Source organism: Massilia sp. CF038, from assembly GCF_900129765.1.
Lineage (GTDB): Bacteria > Pseudomonadota > Gammaproteobacteria > Burkholderiales > Burkholderiaceae_D > Telluria_A.
Window position 1 is genome coordinate 287622 of the sequence record NZ_FQWU01000003.1, and the last position, 26277, is coordinate 313898.

Consider the following 26277-nt stretch of genomic DNA (forward strand, 5'->3'; position numbering starts at 1 on the left):
GATCGCCTCCTTCGGCCCTGCACCGTGTCCCCGGTGCAGGGTTTTTTTTACTTCAGGCGGCTACCGGGATATTCCTGCCCGTTCTGCAACAAGACCAGCTTGTCATTGCCGTCAAAGCGTACCTTGGCCGGGACGTCGCTGACAGCAAACACGGATTCCGATTCGGCCACCAGCGCGTAAGCAGGCTGCCCGGTCACTTGACCGATGAGTTTGTCGCCCTCGCGCTTGATGGTCAGGACAACCCGCGGCGCCAGTTCAAAGCGGCCGCTATACGCGTCCAGGGTCGTCTGGCTCACCGGAAAGCCTTTGGCGGGCGGTGGTGCATCACCGGTGCGCTTGCTGACGATATCTTTTCCGTCCTCATGCAGGGTGAGCTGGGTCACCTGACCCTTGGCATCGCGCTCGAACGTGAAGGTGGAGAACGTGTCGGGGACAAAATAGCTGTCCTTGGCATAAGGGACGATCTCGACCGGTGAACGGTCGCCACGCTGCATGGTCAGTTTGCCCCCAGCGAAGCGTACTGTCCGCAGCAGTTTTTCATCCTGCTGGTACACGCCAGTGGCCGCGGCCAGGACGGCCGGGTCGGACTTGATGGCTTTGAGCACCGGGAAAGGGTTGCCAGCGGCTATCGCTGCGATTTTACGTGCGACAAAATCCGGCGACGCCAGGCCGCCGTCGATGTTGGCTAGTACGGCGACGAACACCTTCTTCTCAGGCAATCGCAAGGCAAAGGTGGAGAAGCCGTTGATGCCGCCGCCGTGCGCGATCATCGGCGTGCCGCGCAAACTGTCGATGCCCCAGCCGTAACCATAGTTGGTCAGTTTACCGTCAGCCAGCTTGTACGAGGTGAAGGCCCTGGCCCAGCTGTCGGGCTTGAGCAGTTTGCCGGCACTGATCGCGGCGTCCCAGATCGCCAGATCGTCCACGGTCGAGACCAGCGCGCCGGCTGCATAGGGTTGGGTCATGCTCAGCGGTGTTGCCAGCACGAAGCCGTCGCTGTCCTTGCTGTGGCCCACTGCCCGCAGCGGCGGCACTTTTTCACTGCCTTCATAGGCGGTATGAACCATGCCCAGCGGTGTGAAGATGCGCTGCTCCAGGAAGTTTGCGTAGCTCACTCCGGAGATTTTTTCGATGATGGCCCCGAGCACGAAATAGCCGGAATTGTTGTACTTCATGCGCGTGCCCGGCTCGAATTCAAGCGCGTCATTCTTGAACGAGTCGATCATTGCGCTGGGAGTCAGGTCGCGCGTCATGCCTTTCACGTAGTCCGGTTTGCCGGTAAAGCTGACGATGCCCGACGTATGGGTCAGAAGGTGTTCGATCGTGATGATCTTGCCCTGCATGGGATAGTCGGGCAGGAATGTGGTGATCGGGTCAGACAGGCTCAGCTTGCCCTCCTCGGCCAGCATCAGAATTGCCACTGCAGTAAATTGCTTGGTGATCGAGCCGAGGCGCAAAGTCATGTCTGGTGTCATCGCGACCTTGCCAGCCACGTCCGCACGGCCGTACGCCTTGCGCAGGACGGTCTTGCCTTCCTTGGTGACAATGACGGTCACGCCCGGTTCGTCTGCCTTGTACATGGGAGCAATGGCTGCGTCAATTTTGGCAGCGAGTGCCTGGTCGACCTTGGCGGCGACCGGGGCAGCCTGCACGACGCTGACAGGTAATTGAAGCAGAAGAACAGCGGCGAGGCAAAACGGGGTGAGCTTGAGCATGGAAGCGTCCTGTTACGTTGGTTTTAAAGAAAAATCAATATAAGACCAACGCAACAGCGGGGACAGCGCCATGCGACGAACGGTGCTTACGGCGTGATCAGCGGAAAAAAATAAGCCTTGATCAGCCGATGGCGTTGAGCTTTCGGATGCTGTCCGGATCGAGCACCAGACTGCCGGCAAGCATGTTATCGCGCAGATGCGCCACTGAGGTGGTGCCTGGAATCAGCAAAATGTTGGGCGAGCGCTGCAGCAGCCAGGCCAGCGCCACCTGCATGGGGTTCGCGTGCAATGTCGCGGCCACCTCGGACAGGACGGAAGACTGCAATGGCGAGAAGCCGCCCAGCGGGAAGAACGGTACATAGGCAATACCGGCCTGGTTCAGCTGGTCGATGAGCGCGTCGTCGGTCCGGTGCGCCAGGTTGTACTGGTTCTGCACGCACACAATGTCGCAGATCCCACGGCCTTGCTGAACTTGTGTGGCAGTGACATGACTCAGGCCGATATGGCGAATCAGGCCGCGCTGCTGCAGTTCTGCCAGGGCCGCGAGCGGTTCCTCGATCGAGCCCTCGACCGGGTGATGCACGTCGAGCATGATGCGCAAATTGACCACATCCATCACCTCCAGACCCAGATGGCGCAGATTGTCTTCCACCGCGCTGTGCAGTTCCGCCCGGCTTTGGGCCGGCAGCCAGGCGCCGTCGCTGCCACGCCGCGCGCCAACCTTGGTCACAATCGTCAAATCGTCCGGATACGGCGCCAGGGCGGACTTGATGAGTTTGTTGGTGACATGGGGACCGTAAAAGTCGCTGGTGTCGATGTGATTGACGCCCAGTGCCAGCGCCTGCTCCAGGACGTGCTCGGCGGCGGCCTGGTCAGCGGGCGGGCCGAACACGCCCGGTCCGCTCAGGCGCATGGCGCCGTAGCCGATGCGCTTGACGGTGCGCTGTCCCAATTGATAGGTGCCTGCCGAATTCAAGTTGTTCATGTTCTTTCTCCAAGTGGTGGACGACTGGGTACAAGAATAAGCGCTGGGGATTACTTCAACAATTGGGCATAATGTGTACGGGCTGTGCGGATTGATGGACAATGAAAACAGAACTGAACGACTTGCATGCATTCCTGGCGGTGGCGCGCGCACGCGGATTTCGGCAGGCCGCGCGCGCTGGTGATGTCAGTTCATCCCAACTGAGCGAGGCGGTGCGGCGTCTGGAAGCACGGCTGGGGGTGCGGCTGTTGCACCGCACCACGCGCAGTGTCACGCCCACCGAAGCGGGCGCAAAATTAATCGATCAGCTGGCGCCGGCACTGGGCGCGGTTGAGGCAGCGCTGGATGCGGCAAGCAGTGTCGGCGAACGCCCGGCTGGTACGCTGCGCCTGAACGTCCCCGTCAGTGCGGCCAGGCTGGTGTTGCCGTCCATCCTGCCCGGATTTCTGGCTGCCTATCCGCAAATTCAGGTCGACATCGTGGCGGAGGACCGGTTTGTCGACGTGCTTGAGTCAGGCTGCGATGCCGGCATCCGTTATGACGACCGCCTGGAACAGGACATGATTGCCGTGCCCATCGGCGCCCGCGTGCAACGCGCGGGTCCCGCCGCGGCGCCGGCTTACCTGGAGCGGCATGGCCGGCCCAGTCATCCGCGCGAGCTGCTGCAGCACGCCTGCCTGCGTGGCAGGTTTTCTTCGGGAACAATGGTGCCGTGGGACTTTGAACGCGATGGCGAAGTCGTGCACGTCAAGCCGCATGGACCGCTGATCGTGCAAGTGGGTGGCGCCGCCGACCTGAGCGTAGACATGGCCGTGGCCGGCGTCGGCATCGTGTATCTGTTTGAAGAATGGCTGCGCCCGCATCTGGAGAGCGGCGCACTGGAGCCGGTATTGCCCGACTGGTGGCCATCGTTTTCCGGTCCGTTTCTGTACTACTCCGGGCGGCGCCTGGTGCCGCCTCCCCTGCGCGCTTTTATCGACTTCATCAAGACGCTGGATCAGCGCTGAAGTTCGATGCGGTTGTTGGTATAGGCGTAGCCTTGCGGCGGACCAAACACACGCAGGTTCTCTTTTGAATCCGCGTTGCCCTGCTCGCGCTTCATGCGCCGCACCAGGGCCGGATCGGTGAGCTCGGTGTTGTCGATGGTGTAGACGTCGCGCCGGACCGAGGCCTTGGCATCGTAGCCGCGCTGAATCCAGGTCAGCGTCCGTGTGCTCGGGTTGTAATACAGGCGCATCGGGTCGGTATTCATATCCTGGATGAACAAGCCGCTTTCCTGCCACTGCGCATAATAATGCTCGCTGCAAACCGCTTTCGGCTCCCGCTTCCACTCGCATGCCAGCAGAATCAGCAAGTGCTTGTCGTCGATCTTTTTGATGGTAATGCGGCTTTTGCTGAAGCCCCATTTGCTCACCGGGGCCGTGTCCGACGAGACCAGACCGTAATTGCCTTCCAGCGAAACCGGTGGCGTTTGCGCGTGGGAAATCAGGGAGACAGACAAGGCAGCCAGCGCGGCGGCGATACGGTAGAGGGTTCGTTGCATGTTTGGTTCAGAGATGGACTAAGATTGCATATTATGCATCAGCTCGGACAATAAAAAAGGCAGCCGAGGCTGCCTTTTTGCTTGCTGCTGTGCTGCTTAACGCTTGTGGCGAAGCTTGGCGATGGCCGCCAGTTGCGCGATCGCGGTGGCCAGTTCTGCTTGCGCAGTGGCGTAGTCGATCTTTGCATCCTTGTTGACCATCGATTCCTCGGCTGCTTTTTTGGCAGCCAATGCTTTCGCTTCGTCCAGGTCGTGACCGCGGATCGCGGTATCGGCCAGAACCGTCACACCGTGAGGCTGCACTTCAAGGATGCCGCCAGCGACGAAGACCAACTCTTCGTCCGCCTGGCCAACCACCTTGATGCGCACCGCGCCCGGCTTGATGCGGGTGATCAGCGGAGTGTGGCTGGGATAGATCCCCAGTTCACCCGATTCACCCGGCAACGCGACGAATTCGGCTTCGCCCGAAAAGATGCTCTCTTCGGCCGATACCACGTCAACGTGAATAGTGTTTGCCATAAGTGTCCTATCGGCTCTTACTTAGTTGAGCTTCTTGGCTTTTTCGATTGCTTCTTCGATCGTGCCAACCATGTAGAACGACTGCTCTGGCAGGTGGTCCAGTTCGCCCGATGCGATCATCTTGAAGCCTTTGATCGTGTCTTTCAGCGAAACGTACTTGCCTGGCGAACCAGTGAACACTTCAGCGACGTGGAATGGCTGCGACAGGAAACGCTGCATCTTACGCGCACGGGCCACCAGCAGTTTGTCTTCCGGTGCCAGTTCGTCCATACCCAGAATCGCGATAATGTCACGCAGTTCCTTGTAGCGCTGCAGGGTGCCCTGTACGGCGCGCGCGGTGTCATAGTGCTCTTGACCGACGACGAGCGGGTCCAGCTGGCGCGAGGTCGAATCGAGTGGATCAACTGCTGGGTAGATACCGAGCGAAGCGATGTCACGCGACAGAACCACGGTCGAATCCAGGTGACCGAAGGTGGTCGCTGGCGACGGGTCGGTCAAGTCATCCGCAGGAACGTAGACGGCCTGGATCGAGGTGATCGAACCGGTCTTGGTCGAGGTGATGCGCTCTTGCAGACGGCCCATTTCTTCGGCCAGGGTCGGCTGGTAACCCACTGCGGAAGGCATACGGCCCAGCAGTGCGGATACTTCGGTACCGGCCAGCGTGAAGCGGTAGATGTTGTCCACGAAGAACAGAACGTCTTTGCCTTCGTCACGGAACGATTCAGCGATGGTCAGACCGGTCAGCGCCACGCGCAGACGGTTACCTGGTGGTTCATTCATCTGACCGTAGACCATGGCCACTTTCGAGTTGGCCGGGTTTTCCAGGTCAACCACTTTGGCGTCAGCCATCTCGTGGTAGAAGTCGTTACCTTCACGGGTACGCTCACCCACGCCAGCAAACACGGACAGACCCGAGTGTGCTTTTGCGATGTTGTTGATCAGTTCCATCATGTTCACGGTCTTGCCCACACCTGCACCGCCGAACAGACCAACCTTACCACCCTTGGCGAACGGGCAGACCAGGTCAATCACCTTGATGCCGGTTTCCAGCAGGTCTTGCGACGGCGACAGTTCGTCGTACGCAGGGGCCACGCGGTGGATCGAGGCGGTTTGCTCGTGCGAGACAGGACCGCATTCGTCGATCGGGTTACCCAGCACGTCCATAATGCGACCCAGGGTTGCCTTACCGACTGGCACCATGATTGGTTTGCCGGTGTTCTGGATGCTCATGCCGCGACGCAGACCGTCGGACGAGCCCAGCGCGATGGTACGGACAATGCCGTCGCCCAGCTGCTGTTGTACTTCCAGGGTCAGTTCGGAGCCTGCCATTTTCAGTGCGTCGAAAACCTTCGGCATTGCGTTGCGTGGAAACTCAACGTCAACAACAGCGCCAATACACTGAACGATTTTGCCATCAGCCATGTTCGTTCCTTCTATATATATTTAAAATCGGGTTAGACCGCTGCCGCACCGGCGACGATCTCGGAGAGTTCTTTGGTAATCGCAGCCTGGCGGGTCTTGTTGTAGACCAGCTTCAGTTCACCGATGACGTTACCGGCGTTGTCGCTTGCCGATTTCATCGCGACCATCCGCGCCGATTGCTCGGACGCGATATTTTCAGCGACAGCCTGGTAAACCAATGCTTCCACATAGCGCACCAGCAATTCATCGATCACGACTTGCGGTTCCGGCTCGTACAGGTAATCCCAGGCGTGTGCGCCCTTGTCGCCTTCGAGCTTGTCGGCCGACAGTGGCAGCAGTTGCTGGACCACCGGCTCTTGCTTCATCGTGTTAATGAACTTGGTGTAGCAGATGTAGACTGCGTCGAGCTTGCCTTCCTGATATTCATCGAGCATGACCTTCACAGGCCCGATCAGTTTGTCCAGGTGCGGGGTGTCACCGATCTGAATCGCATGCGACACGACCCGGACACCAACCCGATTCATAAAACCCAAACCCTTGTTGCCAATGGCAACCGCTTCAATCTTGTTGCCAGCTGCTTCCAGCTCGCGCGTTTTTTGCGTCACCATCCGCAGCACGTTGGTATTCATGCCGCCGCACAGACCCTTGTCGGTCGTGACGACGATGAAGCCAACGGCTTTTGCCTGCACGCTCTTGGCTTGCGCCATGAACGGGTGGGTGTATTCCGGATTCGCAGTAGCCAGATTGGAGGCGATATTCCGAATCTTGTCACTGTAGGGACGGGCGGCGCGCATGCGATCCTGCGCTTTGCGCATTTTCGATGCGGCGACCATCTCCATCGCCTTGGTGATCTTCTTCGTATTTTCTACGCTCTTGATCTTGCCACGTATCTCTTTGCCTGATGCCATGAGTCCTTACTCCTTTTGCGCTTTCGAGCGCCGCGGTACAGCGACGGCGCTCTCAGTCAATTAATATGCGCCGGATTTCTTGAAGTCAGCAATCGCAGCGGACATGGCGGCTTCGCCGTCTTTGTCCAGTGCTTTGGTTTCTTCAATCTTGGACAGCAGGGCAGCTTGCTTGGACTTCATGTAACCATGCAGGCCGGCTTCGAACGCCAGTACCTTCTTGATTTCGACGTCGTCGAAGAAGCCCTTGTTCACTGCGAACAGCGACACGGCCATCATCGAGATCGACAGCGGCGAGTACTGCGACTGCTTGAGCAGTTCGGTCACGCGGGCACCGCGGTCGAGCTGCTTGCGGGTCGATTCGTCCAGGTCGGAAGCGAACTGCGCGAACGCAGCCAGTTCACGGTACTGTGCCAAGTCGGTACGGATACCGCCGGACAGGTTTTTGATGACCTTGGTCTGAGCAGCACCACCCACGCGCGATACCGAGATACCTGCGTTAATGGCCGGACGCACGCCCGAGTTGAACAGTGCGGTGTCCAGGAAGATCTGGCCGTCGGTAATCGAAATCACGTTGGTCGGCACGAATGCCGAAACGTCGCCTGCCTGGGTTTCAATAATTGGCAGTGCGGTCAGCGAGCCGGTCTTGCCTTTGACTTCGCCTTTGGTGAACGCTTCGACGTAGTCCGGGTTCACGCGTGCTGCGCGCTCGAGCAGACGGCTGTGCAGGTAGAACACGTCGCCTGGGTACGCTTCGCGGCCTGGTGGGCGGCGCAGCAGCAGGGAAATCTGACGGTAAGCAACTGCTTGCTTGGACAAGTCATCGTAGACGATCAGTGCGTCTTCGCCGCGGTCACGGAAGTATTCGCCCATGGCGCAACCGGAGTAAGCGGAGATGTACTGCATGGCAGCCGATTCGGACGCCGAAGCAGCAACCACAATGGTGTATTCCATCGCGCCGTGCGTCTCGAGCGAGCGCACGATGTTCTTGATGGTCGATGCTTTTTGACCGATCGCGACGTAGATACAGGTCATGTTCTGACCCTTTTGATTGATGATCGCGTCAATCGCCACAGCCGATTTACCGGTCTGACGGTCGCCAATGATCAGCTCGCGCTGGCCACGGCCGATTGGTACCATCGAGTCAATCGACTTCAGGCCGGTCTGCATTGGCTGCGACACGGACTGACGGGCGATCACGCCTGGGGCGATCTTTTCGATCGGGGTGGTCAGCTTGGCGCCAACTGGACCCTTGCCATCGATTGGCTGACCGAGCGCGTTCACAACGCGGCCGCGCAGCTCAGGACCGATAGGCACTTCCAGAATGCGGCCGGTGGTCTTCACGGTGTCGCCTTCGGAAATGTGCTCGTAGGCGCCCAGAATCACGGCACCGACGGAATCGCGTTCCAGGTTCATTGCCAGACCAAACGTGTTGCCTGGGAATTCCAGCATCTCGCCCTGCATCACGTCCGACAGGCCGTGAATACGGCAGATACCGTCGGCTACGGAGATAACCGTGCCCTGATTGCGAATGTCAACGGAACCTTCGAGGCCTTGGATACGGCTCTTGATCAGTTCGCTGATTTCAGATGAATTAAGTTGCATGCTAACTCCTAATAGTTTCTTGATGCGTAGGGCAAGGGCGCGGTCGGTGTGGCTGCTCGGTCGTTACGACGCCAGCGCAACATGCATCTGTTGCAGCTTGGCGCGTACCGAGGTATCGAGCACTTCATCACCGACGACAACGCGCACACCACCGATCAGCGCAGGATCCACTGTCACCGTTGGGTTGAGCTTGCGGCCAAATTTCTTTTCCAGCGAGGCGACCAGGCTAGTAACCTGCTGCGCCGAGATCTCATACGCACTGACGATGCTGGCATCTGCCGCACCGGCGTCCGCGTTCTTGAGTACCTCGAACTGCTCGCCGATTTCCGGCAGCAGCGCTACGCGGTCGTTCTGGACCAGCATCGCGATCAGGTTGTTCACTTCCGGGGTCGCAGGCGACTTCAGGAGCGATACCAGGGCGCTGGTCACGTGTTCCGGCGCCACATTCGGGCTGGCAGCGTAAGCGAGCACATCAGGATGGAGACCAAGTTGCGCCAGTTCGGACACAACTTCGGACCAGGCTGCCATGTTGCCTTGCTTGGCAACACGGAACAGCGCTTCGGCGTAAGGACGGGCGACGGTTGCGATTTCGGCCATGATTACAGCTCGGTCGAAAGTTGCGACAGCATGTCGGCGTGAGCCGATGCGTTCACTTCACGCTTGAGGATCTGCTCGGCGCCTTTGACAGCCAGACCAGCAACCTGAGCACGCAGTTCGTCGCGCGCGCGCGAGACTTGCGATTCAGCTTCGGCTTTGGCGTTGGCCAGAATGCGCGCAGCTTCGTCAGCAGCGGTTTTCTTGGCTTCGTCGATGATCATGGCAGCGCGCTTTTCAGCGTCCACGATGCGCTTTTGTCCTTCGTCACGAGCGGTTGCCAGTTCGGCGTCGACACGCTTCAGTGCTACTTCCAGTTCGGTCTTGCCGCGGTCGGCAGCAGCCAGACCACTCGCGATCCTCTGGGCGCGCTCGTCGAGCGCTTTCATCAGTGGCGGCCACACGAATTTCATCGTGAAGCCCGCCAGGATGAAGAAGACCACGAACTGTGCAAACAGGGTTGCGTTTAAGTTCACGGTGTTTTCCTTCTCACAAAAACGGATGCCGAACCGCGAGGTTCGGCCATTCTTTAACTACGGCGTGACGCTTGAATTTAAGCGTGGAACGGGTTTGCGAATGCGAACAGCATTGCGATACCAACACCGATCAGGAACGCAGCATCGATCAGACCAGCCAGCAGGAACATCTTGGTCTGCAGGGTGTTCATCAGTTCAGGCTGACGAGCCGAAGCTTCGAGGTATTTGCCGCCCATGATAGCGATACCGATACAAGCGCCGATAGCGCCCAGACCGATGATCAAACCGCAAGCCAGAGCAACAAAAGAATAGTCAGTCATGAGAGTTCCTTCAAAAAGTAAATTAAAAAATCAAAAATCAAAAAAATTACAAACTTTGCTTACAACCACAATCTTTTTCTGTTCGAGCGGTGCCGATCAGTGGCCTTCATGCGCTTGGCCGATATACACCAGCGTCAGCATCATGAAAATGAACGCCTGCAGGAACACGATCAGGATGTGGAAAATAGCCCAGATCGAACCGGCAATCACGTGGCCAACGAAGCCGAACGTGGTAGCCATCGCACCCAACAAAGCGATCAACAGGAACAGCAGTTCGCCAGCAAACATGTTGCCGAACAGTCGCATGCCGAGCGACACGGTTTTTGCTGCGTACTCGATGATGTTCAACAGCAGGTTGAACGGCGCCATATAGATGCCGAATGGTGCTGCGAACAATTCGTGGATCCAGCCGCCGAAGCCCTTGATCTTGATGCTGTAGAAGATCATCAGAGCAAACACGCCCAGGGAGATACCCATGGTGCCGTTCAAGTCGGCGGTAGGCACGACGCGCTGGTAAGGGAACTTGTCGCCCAGGCCGAGGAAATTGATCAGTGCCGATGGCGCGTCTACTGGCAGGAAGTCCATCGAGTTCATCAGGGCAACCCAGACAAACACGGTCAATGCCAATGGCGCGATGAAGGTACGGTCGCCGTGGACGATGCCCTTGGCCTGGTTGTCGACCATTTCAACGACCATTTCAACGGCAGCCTGGAAACGGCCTGGCACGCCGGAGGTGGCTTTGCGCGCGGCCATCCACATTAGCAGGCAGCCGAGTACGCCACACAGGACCGACCAAAAGATCGTGTCCATATTGATAATCGAGAAATCGACCACACTTGCTTGGTGGTGATTCGAATAATGACTCAGGTGGTGCTTGATGTACTCTGACGCGGTTGGTGCGTGCGCCGCTGCGCCTTCAACTGTTGAACTCATAGTATCAGTGCCTAAATAATAGAATAATGTAACTTTTCAGTGCCACGATGAAGCCGCCAATTAAGGCGAACCAGTTCAAATCGCGGTACAGCGTCGCGGCCGCGCCTATCAGCGCCACCGTCAGTGCAATCTTTATGAATTCCCAGATAAAAAACGAGATCGGGTCAGCGCCACCAGGCCGCTTCGTGTTGAGGAACAGCCGCCCCGCCATGATCGCGTTCGGCACCACACAACACAGCCCCCCGAATATTGCAGACACCATCGCCGCCCAGCCTCCCAGCAGTCCGGCCACCAGGCCAGCGACGACTGTAACGATCAATTGCAGGGAGACTAAGCGCAGCATTTTTTGTTCTTCGCGCCAGCCATGATGAAAGCTGTTTCGGGTATTGGGATCACGTGAATCAGCGGGATTATAAGGCGATACGCACATATGCGTCAAACGTTGCGGCGTCGACAAAGAGATTAAATGTGGTGATATGTCACCTTTTTTTCGAGCGTCCGCACTAATTGAGGGCAGTCATCACTGGCAAAGGAATTGTTTCGCATAGGAAACGATTTTCATGATGAGAAACGGATGGGCGCGTCACTCCACATCGCCCTCGCGGAGGCGGGGGCCTATACCATGTGACCGAAGTCGCTGCCGTGGTATGGGCCCCCGCCTTCGCGAGGGCGATGTGCTTATTCCGCTGAGGACGATCAGGCGCGTAGTCTTGCTAAAACGCCATCGAGCACATCGAGATCGGCGAAATCGATGATCATCTGGCCCTTGCCTTTGGCGCCCATCTTGAACAACACCGGCGTGGCCAGTTTGTCGGAAAGCTCTTCTTCCAGGCGCACGATGTCGCCCGACTTCTCTTTTTGACGCGCCACCGGCGTGTTGGCCTGCTCTTCCATCGCGCGATTGACCAGCTTTTCCGTTTCACGCACCGACAAACGCTTGGCCACCACCTGATTCGCCAGGCTGATCTGGCTGGCCGAGTCGACTGCCAGCAGCGCACGGGCATGCCCCATGTCGATGTCGCCGGCCATGAGCATGGTCTGCACCGGTGCCGCCAGGTTCATCAGGCGCAGCAGATTCGACACCGCGCTACGCGAACGGCCAACCGCGCTGGCTGCTTGTTCGTGGGTAAAGCTGAAATCGGAAATCAGGCGCTGGATGCCCTGGGCTTCTTCCAGCGGATTAAGGTCTTCGCGCTGAATGTTCTCGATCAGGGCCATGGCGGCGGCAGCCTGGTCGTCCACATCGCGCACCAGCACCGGAATCTGCTCCAGGCCAGCCAGCTGGGCCGCGCGGAAGCGGCGTTCGCCGGCGATGATTTCGTACTTGGTGGCGCCGGTCAGCTTGTCGGTACCGACCGGGCGCACCAGCACCGGCTGCATGATGCCCTGGGTTTTGATGGATGCGGCCAGTTCGGCCAGCGCGCCTTCGTCCATGCGCGTACGCGGCTGGTATTTACCAGCCTGCATCTGAGTGACCGGCAGCGAGGACGGGGTGCCCGGGTCAGGCTGGGGCGCATCGCCATCGCCGCCCAGCAGTGCTTCGAGACCGCGGCCGAGGCCCTTGAGTTTTTTGGTTGCCATGATTCGGTAAGTCTTTCTGCGAAATTCTGATTACAGTGTTTTGATGCGTTTGACCATCTCGGCGCCGAAAGCAACGTAGGCTTGCGCGCCTTTCGAGGTGGGGTCAAAGGTCACACCGGGAATGCCGTAGGACGGCGCTTCGGCCAGGCGCACATTGCGCGGGATGATGGTCTTGAAGACCTTGTCGCCGAAGTGCTCTTCCAGCTGGGCCGACACTTGCTGCGACAGCGTCATGCGCGGGTCGAACATCACCCGCAACAGGCCGATGATCTTCAGGTCCGGGTTGAGGTTGGCATGCACTTTCTTGATGGTGTTGACCAGGTCGGACAAGCCTTCCAGCGCGTAGTACTCGCACTGCATCGGGATGATCACGCCATGCGCGGCGCACAAGCCATTGAGGGTCAGCATCGACAAGGCGGGAGGGCAATCGATCAGAATGAAATCGTACTCCGCATCGACCACGGCCAGCGCATCCTTGAGGCGGCGTTCGCGATGCTCCAGTTCGACCATCTCGACTTCGGCACCGGCCAGTTCACGGTTGGAAGGCAGCACATCGAACCTGCCTGCTTCCGAACGCTGGCGCGCGGTGGCCACGTCGGCCTCGCCCAGCAGCACTTCATAGGTGGACGCTTTCAGGCCGGCCTTGTTGATGCCGGCGCCCATGGTCGCGTTGCCCTGCGGGTCCAGGTCGACCAGCAAGACGCGCTGGTCCAGGCTGGCCAGTCCGGCCGACAGGTTGACAGTGGTGGTGGTCTTGCCGACGCCGCCCTTCTGGTTTGCAACGCAAAATATTTTTGCCATGTATCTTCTTAGCGTAGGACGCAACAATAATGATTTATACCGTTTATACTATCAACATCGTTTATTCGATATGTATAGTATATCTGGTATAAACCAGGTAAATGGTTTATACGGTTTATTCTGATTTCTGGATAAACACGAGGTGACGCTCTGCCTGCAGTCCTGGAACCGTGATAGGCCGTAATTCGCTCACTTTCCACTCTGCCGGCAGCCTTTCCTGCTCTTCCGGTGGCGCCGTTCCTTTGAGGGCAATAAAACGCCCGCCCTCTGCCAAAACGTGTCCCGACCAATTGACGAAATCCGACAGATCCGCAAAAGCGCGGGAGGTGACGACATCGAATTTCTGTGGCGGCTGCAGGTCCTGCACCTTCATCGTGTACACGGTGACGTTGGCCAGGCCCAGTTCGGCTTTCACTTGCGTCAAAAATGCGGTCTTCTTGTGTACCGTGTCGATCATCGACACTTTCGTCTGTGGCAGGCTGATGGCCAGGACCATGCCTGGCAAGCCGCCCCCTGCCCCCACGTCCAGCACGTTGTGCGCGTCTGCGAAGGCGGAAACGGCGGCCAGCGAGTCGAGCACATGGTGCGTCATCATTTGCATGGGATCGCGCACCGAGGTCAGGTTATAGACTGCATTCCATTTGAACAGCAGCGCCAAATAGTCCAGCAGCTGTTCTTGTTGCTTGTCGTTCAGGTTCAGTTGCAGTTCTTTGATACCGTTGGCCAGGATCTGCGCCAACGCAGGCCGGTCGAAAAACTTCATTGCGCCAGCTCCTCATTGAGGGTGGCAAAACCTTTCGCACCGCGTTTCTTTAAATGTACCAGCAAAAGCGAGATCGCGGCAGGTGTCACGCCAGAAATTCTTGAGGCCTGGCCCAGCGTTTCAGGACGTTGCTTGTCCAGCTTTTGCCGCACTTCGATCGACAGCGCCGTGATGTCCAGATAGTTAAACTCGGTCGGCAGTTTGAGGTTTTCGTAGTGGTCGTGGCGTTCGACTTCCTTAGCCTGGCGGTCGATATAGCCCGAGTATTTCAGTTGAATCTCAACCTGCTCGCGCACGGCCGGATCGGTCACGCCGGGCCCGGCCAGGTCCTGGCCTTCCACACCGGACAGGCTCATCAGCTTGTCGTAAGCCACGCCGGGACGGCGCAGCAGGTCGGCCAGATTGTATTCGCGCTCGATGGCCTGGCCAATCACACGCTCCGATTCGGCCGCCGCCAGGATGCGCGGGTTGACCCACGTGGTGCGCAAGCGTTCCAGTTCGCGCGCCACGGATTCACGTTTGCGCTCGAAGGCTTCCCACTGGGCATCACCCACGCAGCCAAGCTTGCGGCCAATTTCCGTCAGGCGCATATCGGCATTGTCTTCACGCAGGCTGAGGCGGAACTCGGCACGACTAGTGAACATGCGGTAAGGCTCGGCCACGCCCTGGGTGGTCAGGTCGTCGACCAGGACGCCCAGGTAGGCGTCGGCACGGCCCGGCACCCAGGCGTCGCGGCCCTGGGTCATCAGGGCAGCGTTGATACCTGCAAGCATGCCTTGCGCCGCCGCTTCCTCGTAACCGGTGGTGCCGTTGATCTGGCCGGCAAAGAACAGGCCCTGCACTGCCTTGGTTTCAAGCGACATTTTCAGGCCGCGCGGATCGAAGTAATCATATTCGATGGCGTAGCCAGGGCGCAGGATGAAGGCGTTTTCCATGCCCTTCATCGAGCGCACCAGGTTGATCTGCACGTCGAACGGCAGGCTGGTCGAGATCCCGTTCGGGTAAAACTCGTTGGTCGTCAAGCCTTCCGGCTCCAGGAAAATCTGGTGCGATTCCTTGCTGGCGAAGCGGTGGATCTTGTCTTCGATTGATGGGCAATAGCGCGGACCCACGCCTTCGATGACGCCGGTGTACATCGGGCTGCGGTCGAGACCGGCGCGAATAATATCGTGTGTCTGCGCATTGGTGTGAGTAACCCAGCATGGTACCTGGCGTGGGTGCATGGTCGTGTTACCCATGACCGAGAACACGGGGACCGGGTCCAGGTCGCCTGGCTGTTCCAGCATCTGGGAAAAGTCGATGCTGCGGCCATCAATGCGGGGTGGCGTGCCGGTCTTCAGGCGCCCCTGCGGCAGCTTCAATTCCTTCAGTCGGGCCGAGAGCGAGATGGCAGGCGGGTCACCGGCGCGGCCGGCGGAGTAGTTTTGCAAGCCGACGTGGATCTTCCCGTCGAGGAAAGTACCGGCCGTCAGCACGACCGCGCGGGCGCGGAACTGCAAACCGATCTGGGTAACGGCACCAACCACCCGGTCGCCCTCCACCATCAGATCGTCGACGGCCTGCTGGAACAGCCACAGGTTGGGCTGGTTTTCCAGGCGCGAGCGGATCGCTTGTTTGTACAGAATACGGTCGGCCTGGGCACGGGTTGCACGCACCGCCGGGCCTTTGGACGAGTTCAGGATGCGGAACTGGATCCCGGATTCGTCGGTGGCAATGGCCATCGCGCCACCCATCGCATCGACTTCCTTGACCAGATGACCCTTCCCAATCCCACCGATGGACGGGTTGCACGACATCTGGCCCAGGGTCTCGATGTTATGGGTGAGCAACAAAGTCTTCTGGCCCATGCGGGCGGAAGCCAATGCAGCTTCGGTACCGGCGTGACCGCCGCCGACGACAATGACGTCGAATTCAGTAGGAAATAGCATGATGGAAGTGTGGTGCGAGGAGTATGAGGGCAGATTATAGAGTCTTTTTGGCCCTCAGACTTTTTTCCGGCTAGATATCCGCCTCTAGCACCACGATTGTTCCACGTGAAACATTCCCGATTTGGGGTTTTGGAATGTTTCACGTGGAACAAAAGGAGCCTACCAGCGAAGCCATGCGTCGTAACTGGTCTTGAAAATCAGCAGAGTAACAACGATCAGGAACAGCTTGCGAACAAAGCCGCTGCCATGTTTGATGGCGAGTTTTGTCCCAACGAGCGAGCCGGCCACCTGGCACGCCGCCATCAATAAACCCAGTTGCCAGAGAAGATGACCACTGACGCCAAACCACATCAGCGCGGACAGATTGCAGGCCACGTTCACCACCTTGGCTGCCGCTGACGCGCTCAGGAAGTCGAACCCGAAAAAACGCACAAAGAGGAACAGGAGAAAGCTCCCGGTGCCGGGGCCAAAGAAGCCATCGTAAAACCCGATGCAGGCACCCATGCCTATGGCCAGGTAGCGCTCGGCATTACCGGTGTGCACAGGCGCGTGGGCCGCACCAAAGTCCTTCTTCTTGAAGGTATAGATTGCGACCGCCACCAGCACCACCGGCAAGAGCGTTCGCATGAAGTCCGCTGGCACCTTGGTCACCGTGTATGCGCCAACGAAGGAAAGGATGAAGGCGGCTACCGCCGCTGGCGCCGCAGCGCTCCAGGCCACCCTCACCCGTCGCGCGTAATTCACGGCTGCTGCGCTGGTGCCGAAGATACCGGCCAGCTTGCTGGTGCCAATCAAGGTAGCGGGTGCCTCGCGAGGAAACAACGAGAACAGAACGGGTAGCTGAATCAGACCACCGCCGCCAACCACCGCATCGACCAATCCAGCAGTAAAGGCTGCCACACCAAGCAAGGCAAAATCGAACATGGAGACACCAGAAACAGGGGAAGCATCCATTGTACGGAAGAAACTCCCTGCGCGTTCACGATGGCTCATCCTTGGTGTAAGCTTGTCGGATCAACCCGGAAAGCCAGATACCATGAACAATTTCAGCTTCAGTACGGTCCCCAACATCATCTCGGAAACCGGCGCGGCCAAGAATCTTGGCACGCACATCCGCAGCCGCTTCCCGCAGGCCAAACGGGTGATGGTCGTCACTGACCCGGGCTTTCTGCGCACTGGTCGGGTAGACCTTGCCGAATTGAGTCTGAAACAGTCGCAGCTCAAGGTGCTGGTGTATTCAGACGTGGTGGCCGATCCACCGGAAGCAGTTGTCCTCGGCGCAGTCGAGTTTGCACGCATGAATGAGGTCGACATGATTATCGGCCTCGGTGGCGGCAGTTCGATGGACGTGGCAAAACTCATCGCAGTGCTTGCACCAGGAACGCAGGCGATTTCTCAGATCTATGGGATCGGCAATGTCACGGGTACACGCTTGCCGCTGGTACAGATCCCCACCACGGCCGGCACCGGATCCGAAGTCACCAATATCGCGATCGTCACCACTGGCGAGACCACGAAGATGGGTGTGGTGGCGCCGCAGTTGTACGCCGACCTTGCCATTCTGGACGCGGAGCTGACGCTGGGTTTGCCACCCTTGGTCACGGCAGCAACGGGCATCGACGCCATGGTGCACGCAATTGAGGCCTACACCAGCAAGCACAAAAAGAATCCACTGTCCGATTCCTTGGCACGGCAGGCGCTCGGCATGCTGTCCGCCAACCTGACGAAAGCCTGTGAAAACGGGCGCGATCTGGCTGCGCGACAGGCCATGCTGTTGGGCGCCTGTCTGGCGGGGCAGGCGTTTTCAAACGCACCGGTCGCAGCAGTGCATGCGCTGGCTTATCCGATCGGCGGCATCTTCCACGTACCACATGGTCTCTCGAATGCGCTCGTGCTGCCGCACGTTCTTCGCTTCAATATGGAGTCAGCGGCACCGATGTATGCCGAACTGGCCGGAATCGTCGCACCCCATGTGGCCGGCACCGACGAGGCACGCGCGGAGGCGCTCGTTGTTGCGATGCAGCATATCGCAACCATGACAGGCATCGAAACGACCTTGCAACAAGTAGGAATCGGCGAAACTGATCTGGACCGGCTGGCCGACGACGCGATGCTGCAGACCAGACTCTTGGGAAACAATCCGCGCGAGTTAACCCGCGCGGACGCGTATGGAATTTACAGAAGCGCCTTGTAAACCTCAGGCGCTCTTTTTACTGCGACCGGCAGCGGCGAGGGCCGCGCCGATCTCACCCACGATGCCCTTGCGGAACAGCAGCACACAGGCAATAAAGATCAGGCCCGTGACCATGCCGACCGACTCGCCAATGCTGGCAAACCACTCTACCCCGGTCTGTTGCGCGAGGAAGTTGCCCACATCGCCCAGCTTGTTCTCGAGCGCGATGATGATGAAGGCGCCGATCACCGGCCCAACCAGCGTGCCCATTCCGCCGACCAAGGTCATCAGAATGACCAAGCCGGACATTGCCCAGTACACGTCAGTCAGCGTCTCGAATCCAAGCACAACAGTCTTGGTGGCGCCGGCCAAGCCAGCCAATGCGGCCGACAAAACAAATGCCAGCAACTTGTACTTGTCCACGTCAAAACCAAGCGAAATGGCGCGCGGCTCGTTTTCCTTGATGGCCTTGAGGACCTGACCGAACGGGGAATGGACGGTGCGGACGATCAAGGCGAAGCCAGCCAGAACAATTGCCAGCACGACGTAATACATCACCAGGTCATTGCCCAGATCCACAGTAGCCAACAATTTGCCGCGCGGTACACCTTGCAAGCCATCTTCGCCGCCCGTGAACGGCGCACGCAGCGCGCCGAAGTACACCATCTGCGCCAAGGCCAGGGTGATCATGGAGAAATAGATGCCCTGCCGGCGGATTGCCACCGCACCCATCACGAGACCGATCAAGGCACTCGCCCCAACGCCGGCCAGCACCGCCAGCTCAAAAGGCCAGCCTTTGTCGCGCAGCATGTACCCGGCCACGTAGCCAGCCGAACCGAAAAACGCAGCGTGTCCGAACGATAGCAATCCAGTGAAACCGATCAGCAAATTGAAGGCGCAGGCAAACAAGCCGAAGCAAAGCAACTTCATCAGGAAAACCGGGTAGCCAACAAACGGGGCCGCCAGCATCAGTGCGAGCGCGATCAGATAGCCATAGTTCTTGTTTAGCATGTGCAAGGCCTTCCTACTTTTCTTTGCCGAACAAGCCGGCTGGGCGGAGCAACAGAACGATGACCATCACGACAAACACGACCACCTCCGAGCCGGGCGGGTAGAACACCCGGGTCAAGCCCTCGATCACGCCCAGTGCAAGACCAGTGATGATCGAACCCATGATCGAACCCATCCCCCCGATCACTACAACGGCGAACACGACGATAATCAGGTGCGAACCCATCAGTGGAGTCACATTGATGATCGGAGCCGCCAGCACCCCTGCAAAGCCCGCCAAAGCGACGCCAAAGCCATAGGTGAGCGTGACCATCAACGGCACGTTGATGCCAAAGGCTTCCACCAGTTTCGGATTCTCTGTCCCAGCACGCAGATAGGCGCCAAGTTTTGTCTTTTCGATCACAAACCATGTTCCGAGGCAAACCACCAGGGACGCCACGACGACCCATGCCCGATAATTAGGCAGCACCATAAAGCCCAGGTCGGTGGCTCCCTGCAGGGCGTCCGGCACAGGATAGGCCTGGCCAGAAACACCGTAGAAAGAACGGAACACACCTTCCAGCACCAGGGTCACGCCAAACGTGAACAGCAAGCCGTACAGGTGATCAAGCTTGTAGAGCCAGCGCAGCATCGTGCGCTCGATCAAAATCCCGAAGGCACCGACAAGCAAGGGCGCTACCGCGAGCATGACCCAATAATTGACGTCAAAGTAACTGAGTCCCATCCAGGCAAGAAAGGCGCCCATCATGTAGAGCGCGCCGTGCGAGAAATTGATCACATTGAGCAGACCAAAGATCACGGCCAGCCCGAGCGACAGCATCGCGTAGAAGGAACCGTTGACAAGGCCCAGCAGCAGCTGACTCATCATCGCCTGATGAGGAACGCCGAATATTTCCATGGCTTCACAGTACAAAAGAAGGAACATCCAGGACGGCGCGCAGCACCGCCCTGCCTGGCGCGACTAACTTATTTCCAGAGCGAGCACTTGGTCTCGGCCTTGGTGGTATAGGCCTGCGCACCTGGAATGGTTTGCACGACCTTGTAGTAATCCCATGGGTATTTGGAATCGCCAGGCTTTTTCACTTCCATCAGGTACATATCGTGCACCATGCGGCCATCCGGGCGGATCTCGCCGTTCTTGGCGAACATGTCGTTGATCTTGGTCTTCTTGAGGTGCGCCATGACCTTGTCGGCATCGTCGGTCTTGAGGGTTTTGACGGCAGCCAGATAGTTCATGGTGGCCGAGTAGTCCGCCGCCTGCAGCATCGACGGCTCCTTCTTCATCTTGCTGAAGTAGCGTTTGGACCAGGCGCGGCTTTCCGGGCTTTGGTCCCAGTACCACCCGTCCGTCAGATACATGCCCTGCGTGGTTTTGAGGCCGAGCGTGTGGATATCGTTAATGAACACCAGCAAGCCTGCCAGCTTCATGGATTTGGTCACGCCAAATTCGTTGGCGGCCTTGACCGAGTTGATCATGTCGCCGCCGGCATTGGCCATGCCCAGAATCTGGGCCTTGGACGATTGTGCCTGCAACAGGAATGAGGAAAAGTCCGACGCCGACAAGGGATGCTTGACGCTGCCAACCACGGAGCCGCCATTGGCCTTGATGACATCGGTCGTGTCCTTTTCCAGCGACTGGCCGAAGGCGTAGTCTGCCGTCATGAAGAACCAGCTCTTGCCGCCCTGCTTGACGATGGCGCCGCCCGTGCCGCGCGCCAGTGCCACCGTATCGTAGGCGTAGTGTACGGTGTAGGGCGTGCACTCTTCATTCGTCAAACGGGCCGAGCCGGCGCCAATGGAGATGAACACCTTTTTCTTGTCGGCGGCGACCTTGGCCATTGCCAGGTTGGCGCCCGAATTGGTGCCGCCGATCAGCATGTCGACGCCCTGCTGGTCAAACCACTCGCGCGCCTTGCTGGCGGCGATGTCGGCTTTGTTCTGGTGGTCGGCAACAATGAATTCGATTTTCTTGCCTTCAATGGTGCCACCCATGTCGGCAATCGCCATTTTGACTGCCTCGGCACCGCCGGGCCCGTCGATATCGGAATAAACGCCGGACATGTCGGTCATCAGGCCGATCTTGATGGTGTCGCCCGATACCTGCGCGGCGGCTGGAAGGGAAAAACCGAAAGCGCATACGGCGGTTACCGCGACGGCAAGTGCTTGACGTTTCATTGTTGTCTCCGTGTGAGGGATAGTTCTTGTGGTTTGCTTACACACCCAGCAGCTCGGTCAGTACCGGCATCTTGGCGCTCAATTCGGACGCAGCAAAAGTCTCGACAATCTGACCGTGCTCCATCACATAAAACCGGTCCGCCAGCGGTGCTGCGAATCGGAAATTCTGTTCCACCATAACAATCGTGTAGCCCTTGGACTTGAGCGTGGTGATCATGCGCGCCAAGCCCTGCACAATGACCGGCGCCAGGCCTTCGGATATTTCATCCAGCAAAAGCAGGCGCGCGCCGGTACGCAGAATGCGCGCCACTGCCAGCATTTGCTGTTCGCCACCAGACAGCCGTGTTCCCTGGCTGTGCCTGCGCTCTAGCAGGTTCGGAAACATCTCGTAGATTTCCGCCACCGACATACCCTTGTCCGGACCAGCCAGCTGCGGCGGCAGCATGAGGTTTTCTTCGGTGGATAAGGAAGAAAAAATGCCCCGCTCCTCCGGGCAATAGCCAACGCCAAGATGCGCCACGCGGTGCGTGGGCAAGCCAATTGCCTCGACCCCGTTGATTTTGATCGACCCTTTGCGTGCCCCGGTTAGACCCATCAGCGCGCGTAAAGTTGTGGTGCGCCCGGCGCCGTTCCGGCCCAGCAAGGTCACCACTTCGCCCTGGTTCACGGTCAGATTGACGTCGTGCAGAATATGGGACTCGCCGTACCAGGCGTGCAGGCCGGTAATTTCCAGCGCGGCCGCCATCAATGGGCCCCTTCCAGCGCCACTTCGGCAGTGCCCATATACGCTTCCATGACTTGCGGATTGGCGGACACTTGCGCATAGGTACCTTCGGCCAGCATGGCGCCGCGCTGCAGCACGGAGATTTTGTCGCAGATGCCGGAGACCACGTTCATATTGTGTTCCACCATCAAAATGGTGCGGCCGGCGGAGACCTTCTTGATCAGCGCGGTCACGCGATGCACGTCTTCGTGGCCCATGCCCTGGGTTGGTTCATCCAGCAGCATCAACTCCGGTTCCATTGCCAGCGTGGTGGCAATTTCCAGCGCACGCTTGCGGCCATATGGTAAATCGACAGTGAGCGTATCGGCAAAGGCAGCCAGGTCCACTTCGGCCAGCAATTGCATGGCGCGCTCGTTGAGACGATCAAGACGGCGCTCGCTCTGCCAGAAATGAAAGGACGTGCCCAGTTCGCGCTGCAAGCCGATGCGCACATTCTGCAGCACAGTCAGATGCGGAAAGACCGCAGAGATCTGGAACGAGCGGATGATGCCCATGCGGGCAATCTGCGCCGGCTTCGCACCGGTGATGTCGGTGCCATTGAACAGGATCTGTCCTGCGCTGGGAGTGAGAAACTTGGTCAGCAGATTGAAGCAGGTGGTTTTTCCTGCCCCGTTCGGACCGATCAGGGCGTGGATATGGCCACGTTCAACCTTGAGGTTGACGTCACTGACTGCGGTAAACCCCTTGAACTCTTTGCTCAAGTTCCGTGTTTCCAGAATGACGTCTGTCATCGTGTCTCCGTTTTCTGGCCTTTTGTTAAGCTCTGAAAAACATTTTTAGACAGATAATACACATGAAGGTTTTTGCTCACAATACAGTAGAACTACCTTTACGTATTGGGAAAGTCTAGGCGGTATTGACGATCATTTGCGCCGCCTTTTCCGCAATCATCAAGGTCGGCGAATTGGTGTTTCCGGATGTGATGAACGGCATCACGGATGCGTCAACCACGCGCAGTGCCTTCACGCCGCGTACCCGCAGCTGACTGTCAACCACGGCCAGATCATCGTCCGTTTTGCCCATCTTGCAGGTACCCACCGGATGGAAAATCGTGGTGCCAATTTGCCCTGCGGCCTCGGCCAATTCGTCCTCGGTGCAAAAATGCACACCCGGTGCGAATTCTTGCGGCGCGTATTTTGCCAAAGCAGGCGCGGCAACGATGCGGCGGGTCAGTGCCAGCGCAGCGCCGGCAACACGACGGTCTTCTGCCGTAGTTAAATAGTTCGGCGTGATTTTGGGTGCAGCGTAGGAATCGCCGGAAGCAACGCGTACATGGCCGCGCGAACTTGGGCGCAGGTTGCACACACTGGCGGTAAATGCCGGGAACGGGTGCAAGGGGTCGCCGAATTTTTCCAGTGACAAGGGCTGCACGTGATACTCCAGATTCGGCGTTGCCTGTGATGGATCCGAACGCGCAAAGGCGCCAAGCTGCGATGGCGCCATCGACATCGGCCCGCTCTGCCGGAGTGCATACTCAAGCCCGATTTTAAATTTGCCGAACCAGCTTGCCGCGCTGGTGTTCAGTGTCTTTGCGTTGCTGACTTTGTAGATCATCCGCAGCTGCAAGTGATCCTGCAAATTTTCGCCGACGCCGGGCAAATCACATTGCACGGCAATGCCCTTGTCTTGCAATAAGGCCGCGGGCCCGATGCCTGACACTTGCAGAATTTGCGGCGAGCCAATCGCCCCTGCTGTCAGCACTGTTTCACGTGAAGCATGCGCGAACCAGGCCGTGCCGCCGCCTGTGAATTCCACGCCGCTGCAACGCTTGCCTTGATCGCTGTCCTCCAGGATCAGGCGCTCCACGTGGCACCCGGTCATGATGGTCAAGTTGGGGCGCGCGGCCGCAGGCTTGAGGAAGGCCTTGGCGGTATTCCAGCGAATACCACGCTTCTGATTCACGTCAAAATAGGCGCAGCCTTCATTGTCACCACCATTGAAGTCCTGCGTTTTGGGGATGCCGGTTTGTTCGGCGGCATCGCGAAACGCATCCAGGATTTGCCAGGACAAGCGCTGCTTTTCCACACGCCATTCACCGCCGCTGCCATGGGCAGCACTGCTGCCGCCGTAATAGTCTTCGCTTTTCATGAACATGGGAAGCACTCGGTCCCAGCACCAGGAGGAATCGCCGGTGACCTCGGCCCAACGGTCGTAATCCTGCGACTGTCCGCGCATGTAGATCATGCCGTTGATGGAAGAACTTCCGCCCAATACTTTGCCGCGCGGGTAGATCAGCGAACGGCCACCGAGGCCAGCTTCCGCTTCGGTACGATACAACCAGTCGGTGCGCGGGTTGCCGATGCAGTGCAGATAGCCGACAGGAATATGAATCCAGAGATAATCGTCGCGCCCGCCCGCTTCGATCAACAGTACGTTGACGTCACGATTGCGGGTCAGCCGATTGGCAAGTACACAGCCGGCTGTTCCAGCGCCGACAATAATATAGTCATAGTCACCTGCCGATTCCAATCCACGTCTCCTCTACTTGGTGCGCATTTCCGCGACCAGGGTCTGCATTAATTTGGCAACGGACATCGGGCGAGCGCGGCGAATATCGGCGCCTGCCCATAGGGACATCAAACCCGTGTCGCCCTTTGCCGCAGCAGCAGCACGAATGCCGGTTGTCAAAGCGTTTTGCACAGGATACGCGGGAACGCGCGTTTCCACGGCTTTCATTTCTTGCATGAAGCGATTTTCAAGTCCGCGCGCATAGCGGCCGGAAAATGCCCGTGTCAGGCGGGTAGGCGTGTCGCCAGCATGAATGAGGGCGTTACGGTAATGCTGGTTGATGCCGGACTCATCACAAACCAGGAAGGCGCTGCCCATTTGTACTGCCTCTGCTCCCAGAGACATGGCCTCAAGGATATCAACACCGGTCATGATGGCCCCGGCAGCAATGGTCGGAATCTTGACCGCGGCAGCGACCAGGGGCCACAAGGCCTTGGCGGACAAGGTCGCCTCCTCCTGCGGACCGAGGAACGTACCTCGATGTCCCCCTGACTCGACACCTGACGCAATCACGGCGTCGGCACCCACCGTTTCCCAGGCCAGGGCTTCGTCCACCGTCGTGACAGTGCCAATCACAAAGATACCGGCGCTATGCAGGCGTTCGACCTGGGCCGGGGTAAGAATGCCAAAAGTGAAGCTGGCTGCCGCAGGACGCAATTCAATCAGTGCAGCAAGTTGCCCCTCAAAGCTTTCGCACCAGGCCGCCGGAACGGACAGGCGGTCCCATCCCAGGCTTTCCCACAGCGGCCGCAACAATTCGGATGCCTCTGCAATGTCTTCCTGGGAGGGTGACGGCGTCTCAAGTACGAACAGATTGATCAAAAACGGCTGCGTGGTCATGGAGCGGATGATGGCGGCCTGATCGCGCATGACAGAGGGTGACAGCAAGGAAGCTGCCAAAGAACCTAAACCACCGGCATTGGAAACACCGGCAACCAGTGCAGGCGTGGTGGCGCCGCCCGCCATCGGACCCTGAACAATCGGAAACTTAAAAAGATCCTGTAGAAGCATGACTACCCCCCCTTGTGGATAACCGTCTGGATATCCACAGGTGCCATTTGTGGATAAACGCGGTTTTATGCACAGCCTGTTTTTTGTCCAGATTTGACCCCAAGCAGATACAGAGCAAGCAAGCGCCTTATACCGGCTGTAAACCCATGATTCGATGGAACTAAAGAGGCTTATCCACAGAAAACAGCATGCGTTAACAACTACTATTAAACATATATATTACCTTCTTAAGTAAACAAACAACGGAGCACCCCGAAAAACCAAAGGCGCAAACCTCGGCAACAAAGTGCTCTGAAGACAAGAATCTCAACATTGAACAAACGCGTGAAATTTGAAAATTGCAAGAAGTGAACTCCGATCCTGACACTGACGCAATTGCTCTGAAGACAAAAAAAAAGACGGTGAAGCCAACACTCTGTGGATAAGTCATTGCATATCCACAGGATGGGATGTGTAAAACCGCTCTACTTGTGAACAACCGAAAACTTATCCAATAAAGCTCCTGTTTTCCTACACTGTTTGTCC

At 58.2% G+C, this 26277-nt stretch carries 26 protein-coding genes; 2 read left to right on the forward strand and 24 right to left on the reverse strand.

All coding sequences use genetic code 11. From position 1 onward, the window contains the following. Positions 1 to 47: 47 nt before the first annotated feature. Both BUC24_RS20560 and BUC24_RS20565 read right to left on the reverse strand, forming a co-directional pair. Positions 48 to 1715 carry a serine hydrolase domain-containing protein gene (locus BUC24_RS20560; RefSeq protein ID WP_073221149.1) on the reverse strand — a complete coding sequence of 556 codons (1668 nt, stop codon included), beginning with the start codon at positions 1713 to 1715 and terminating at the stop codon, positions 48 to 50. A gap of 121 nt (positions 1716 to 1836) precedes the next feature. Beyond that, positions 1837 to 2700 carry an aldo/keto reductase family oxidoreductase gene (locus BUC24_RS20565; protein WP_073221152.1) on the reverse strand — a complete coding sequence of 288 codons (864 nt, stop codon included), beginning with the start codon at positions 2698 to 2700 and terminating at the stop codon, positions 1837 to 1839. A gap of 101 nt (positions 2701 to 2801) precedes the next feature. Here BUC24_RS20565 and BUC24_RS20570 point away from each other — a divergent pair, with 101 nt between their 5' ends. Beyond that, entirely contained in the window at positions 2802 to 3707 is a 906-nt protein-coding gene (locus tag BUC24_RS20570) for a LysR family transcriptional regulator (RefSeq protein ID WP_073221155.1), read from the forward strand. On the opposite strand, the gene BUC24_RS20575 is transcribed toward BUC24_RS20570, so the two are convergent. The 15 genes from BUC24_RS20575 to BUC24_RS20645 all read right to left on the reverse strand — a co-directional run bounded on the left by BUC24_RS20575 (position 3698) and on the right by BUC24_RS20645 (position 17014). Then, positions 3698 to 4243 carry a hypothetical protein gene (locus tag BUC24_RS20575; protein WP_073221158.1) on the reverse strand — a complete coding sequence of 182 codons (546 nt, stop codon included), beginning with the start codon at positions 4241 to 4243 and terminating at the stop codon, positions 3698 to 3700. The genes BUC24_RS20570 and BUC24_RS20575 overlap by 10 nt on opposite strands. Before the next feature lie 96 nt (positions 4244 to 4339). After that, positions 4340 to 4762 carry a F0F1 ATP synthase subunit epsilon gene (locus tag BUC24_RS20580; protein WP_073221161.1) on the reverse strand — a complete coding sequence of 141 codons (423 nt, stop codon included), beginning with the start codon at positions 4760 to 4762 and terminating at the stop codon, positions 4340 to 4342. A gap of 21 nt (positions 4763 to 4783) precedes the next feature. After that, entirely contained in the window at positions 4784 to 6184 is a 1401-nt protein-coding gene (atpD, locus tag BUC24_RS20585; protein WP_073221164.1) for a F0F1 ATP synthase subunit beta, read from the reverse strand. 32 nt (positions 6185 to 6216) lie between these two features. Beyond that, positions 6217 to 7092 carry a F0F1 ATP synthase subunit gamma gene (gene atpG, locus BUC24_RS20590; protein WP_073221167.1) on the reverse strand — a complete coding sequence of 292 codons (876 nt, stop codon included), beginning with the start codon at positions 7090 to 7092 and terminating at the stop codon, positions 6217 to 6219. Between the two features lie 60 nt (positions 7093 to 7152). Beyond that, on the reverse strand, positions 7153 to 8694 hold the full coding sequence (gene atpA / locus BUC24_RS20595; RefSeq protein ID WP_073221170.1) for a F0F1 ATP synthase subunit alpha: 1542 nt from the start codon (positions 8692 to 8694) through the stop codon (positions 7153 to 7155). 63 nt (positions 8695 to 8757) lie between these two features. Next, complete coding sequence (locus BUC24_RS20600) at positions 8758 to 9291, reverse strand: F0F1 ATP synthase subunit delta (RefSeq protein WP_073221173.1); 534 nt, start codon at positions 9289 to 9291, stop codon at positions 8758 to 8760. Between the two features lie 2 nt (positions 9292 to 9293). Continuing rightward, entirely contained in the window at positions 9294 to 9764 is a 471-nt protein-coding gene (locus tag BUC24_RS20605) for a F0F1 ATP synthase subunit B (RefSeq protein ID WP_073221176.1), read from the reverse strand. 77 nt (positions 9765 to 9841) lie between these two features. Beyond that, on the reverse strand, positions 9842 to 10084 hold the full coding sequence (atpE, locus tag BUC24_RS20610) for a F0F1 ATP synthase subunit C (RefSeq protein WP_073221179.1): 243 nt from the start codon (positions 10082 to 10084) through the stop codon (positions 9842 to 9844). Between the two features lie 96 nt (positions 10085 to 10180). Beyond that, positions 10181 to 11017, reverse strand: a complete 837-nt coding sequence (atpB, locus tag BUC24_RS20615) for a F0F1 ATP synthase subunit A (protein WP_073221182.1) — start codon at positions 11015 to 11017, stop codon at positions 10181 to 10183. A 4-nt stretch (positions 11018 to 11021) separates the two neighbouring features. Continuing rightward, the gene (locus tag BUC24_RS20620) at positions 11022 to 11360 is read right to left on the reverse strand and encodes an ATP synthase subunit I (RefSeq protein WP_073221185.1); all 339 of its coding nucleotides are present in this window, start codon (positions 11358 to 11360) and stop codon (positions 11022 to 11024) included. A 353-nt stretch (positions 11361 to 11713) separates the two neighbouring features. After that, a complete protein-coding gene (locus tag BUC24_RS20625) occupies positions 11714 to 12598 on the reverse strand; it encodes a ParB/RepB/Spo0J family partition protein (RefSeq protein WP_073221188.1) in 885 nt (294 codons plus the stop codon). A gap of 30 nt (positions 12599 to 12628) precedes the next feature. Further along, the gene (locus BUC24_RS20630; RefSeq protein WP_073221191.1) at positions 12629 to 13399 is read right to left on the reverse strand and encodes a ParA family protein; all 771 of its coding nucleotides are present in this window, start codon (positions 13397 to 13399) and stop codon (positions 12629 to 12631) included. 115 nt (positions 13400 to 13514) lie between these two features. Then, entirely contained in the window at positions 13515 to 14162 is a 648-nt protein-coding gene (gene rsmG, locus BUC24_RS20635; RefSeq protein ID WP_073221194.1) for a 16S rRNA (guanine(527)-N(7))-methyltransferase RsmG, read from the reverse strand. Beyond that, positions 14159 to 16090 carry a tRNA uridine-5-carboxymethylaminomethyl(34) synthesis enzyme MnmG gene (gene mnmG / locus BUC24_RS20640; protein ID WP_073221197.1) on the reverse strand — a complete coding sequence of 644 codons (1932 nt, stop codon included), beginning with the start codon at positions 16088 to 16090 and terminating at the stop codon, positions 14159 to 14161. The genes rsmG and mnmG overlap by 4 nt, the downstream gene beginning before the upstream one ends. A gap of 159 nt (positions 16091 to 16249) precedes the next feature. Next, entirely contained in the window at positions 16250 to 17014 is a 765-nt protein-coding gene (locus BUC24_RS20645) for a sulfite exporter TauE/SafE family protein (RefSeq protein ID WP_073221200.1), read from the reverse strand. A 112-nt stretch (positions 17015 to 17126) separates the two neighbouring features. On the opposite strand from BUC24_RS20645, the gene BUC24_RS20650 reads away from it, so the two are divergent. After that, positions 17127 to 18284, forward strand: coding sequence for an iron-containing alcohol dehydrogenase (locus tag BUC24_RS20650; protein WP_073221203.1), 1158 nt, complete (start codon positions 17127 to 17129; stop codon positions 18282 to 18284). A 3-nt stretch (positions 18285 to 18287) separates the two neighbouring features. Here BUC24_RS20650 and BUC24_RS20655 read toward each other — a convergent pair whose 3' ends face one another. From BUC24_RS20655 to BUC24_RS20685, 7 genes are all read right to left on the reverse strand, one after another. Next, positions 18288 to 19274 (reverse strand): branched-chain amino acid ABC transporter permease, encoded by a 987-nt coding sequence (locus BUC24_RS20655; protein WP_073221206.1) that lies wholly within the window; start codon positions 19272 to 19274, stop codon positions 18288 to 18290. Between the two features lie 13 nt (positions 19275 to 19287). After that, positions 19288 to 20172, reverse strand: coding sequence for a branched-chain amino acid ABC transporter permease (locus BUC24_RS20660; RefSeq protein WP_073221209.1), 885 nt, complete (start codon positions 20170 to 20172; stop codon positions 19288 to 19290). Between the two features lie 68 nt (positions 20173 to 20240). Next, the gene (locus BUC24_RS20665; RefSeq protein WP_073221211.1) at positions 20241 to 21449 is read right to left on the reverse strand and encodes an ABC transporter substrate-binding protein; all 1209 of its coding nucleotides are present in this window, start codon (positions 21447 to 21449) and stop codon (positions 20241 to 20243) included. 37 nt (positions 21450 to 21486) lie between these two features. Beyond that, the gene (locus BUC24_RS20670) at positions 21487 to 22194 is read right to left on the reverse strand and encodes an ABC transporter ATP-binding protein (RefSeq protein WP_073221214.1); all 708 of its coding nucleotides are present in this window, start codon (positions 22192 to 22194) and stop codon (positions 21487 to 21489) included. Then, positions 22194 to 22964, reverse strand: coding sequence for an ABC transporter ATP-binding protein (locus BUC24_RS20675; protein ID WP_073221217.1), 771 nt, complete (start codon positions 22962 to 22964; stop codon positions 22194 to 22196). The genes BUC24_RS20670 and BUC24_RS20675 overlap by 1 nt, the downstream gene beginning before the upstream one ends. A 115-nt stretch (positions 22965 to 23079) precedes the next feature. After that, entirely contained in the window at positions 23080 to 24702 is a 1623-nt protein-coding gene (locus tag BUC24_RS20680) for a GMC family oxidoreductase (protein WP_073221221.1), read from the reverse strand. Between the two features lie 12 nt (positions 24703 to 24714). Next, entirely contained in the window at positions 24715 to 25752 is a 1038-nt protein-coding gene (locus BUC24_RS20685) for an NAD(P)H-dependent flavin oxidoreductase (protein WP_073221224.1), read from the reverse strand. Positions 25753 to 26277: the final 525 nt, after the last annotated feature.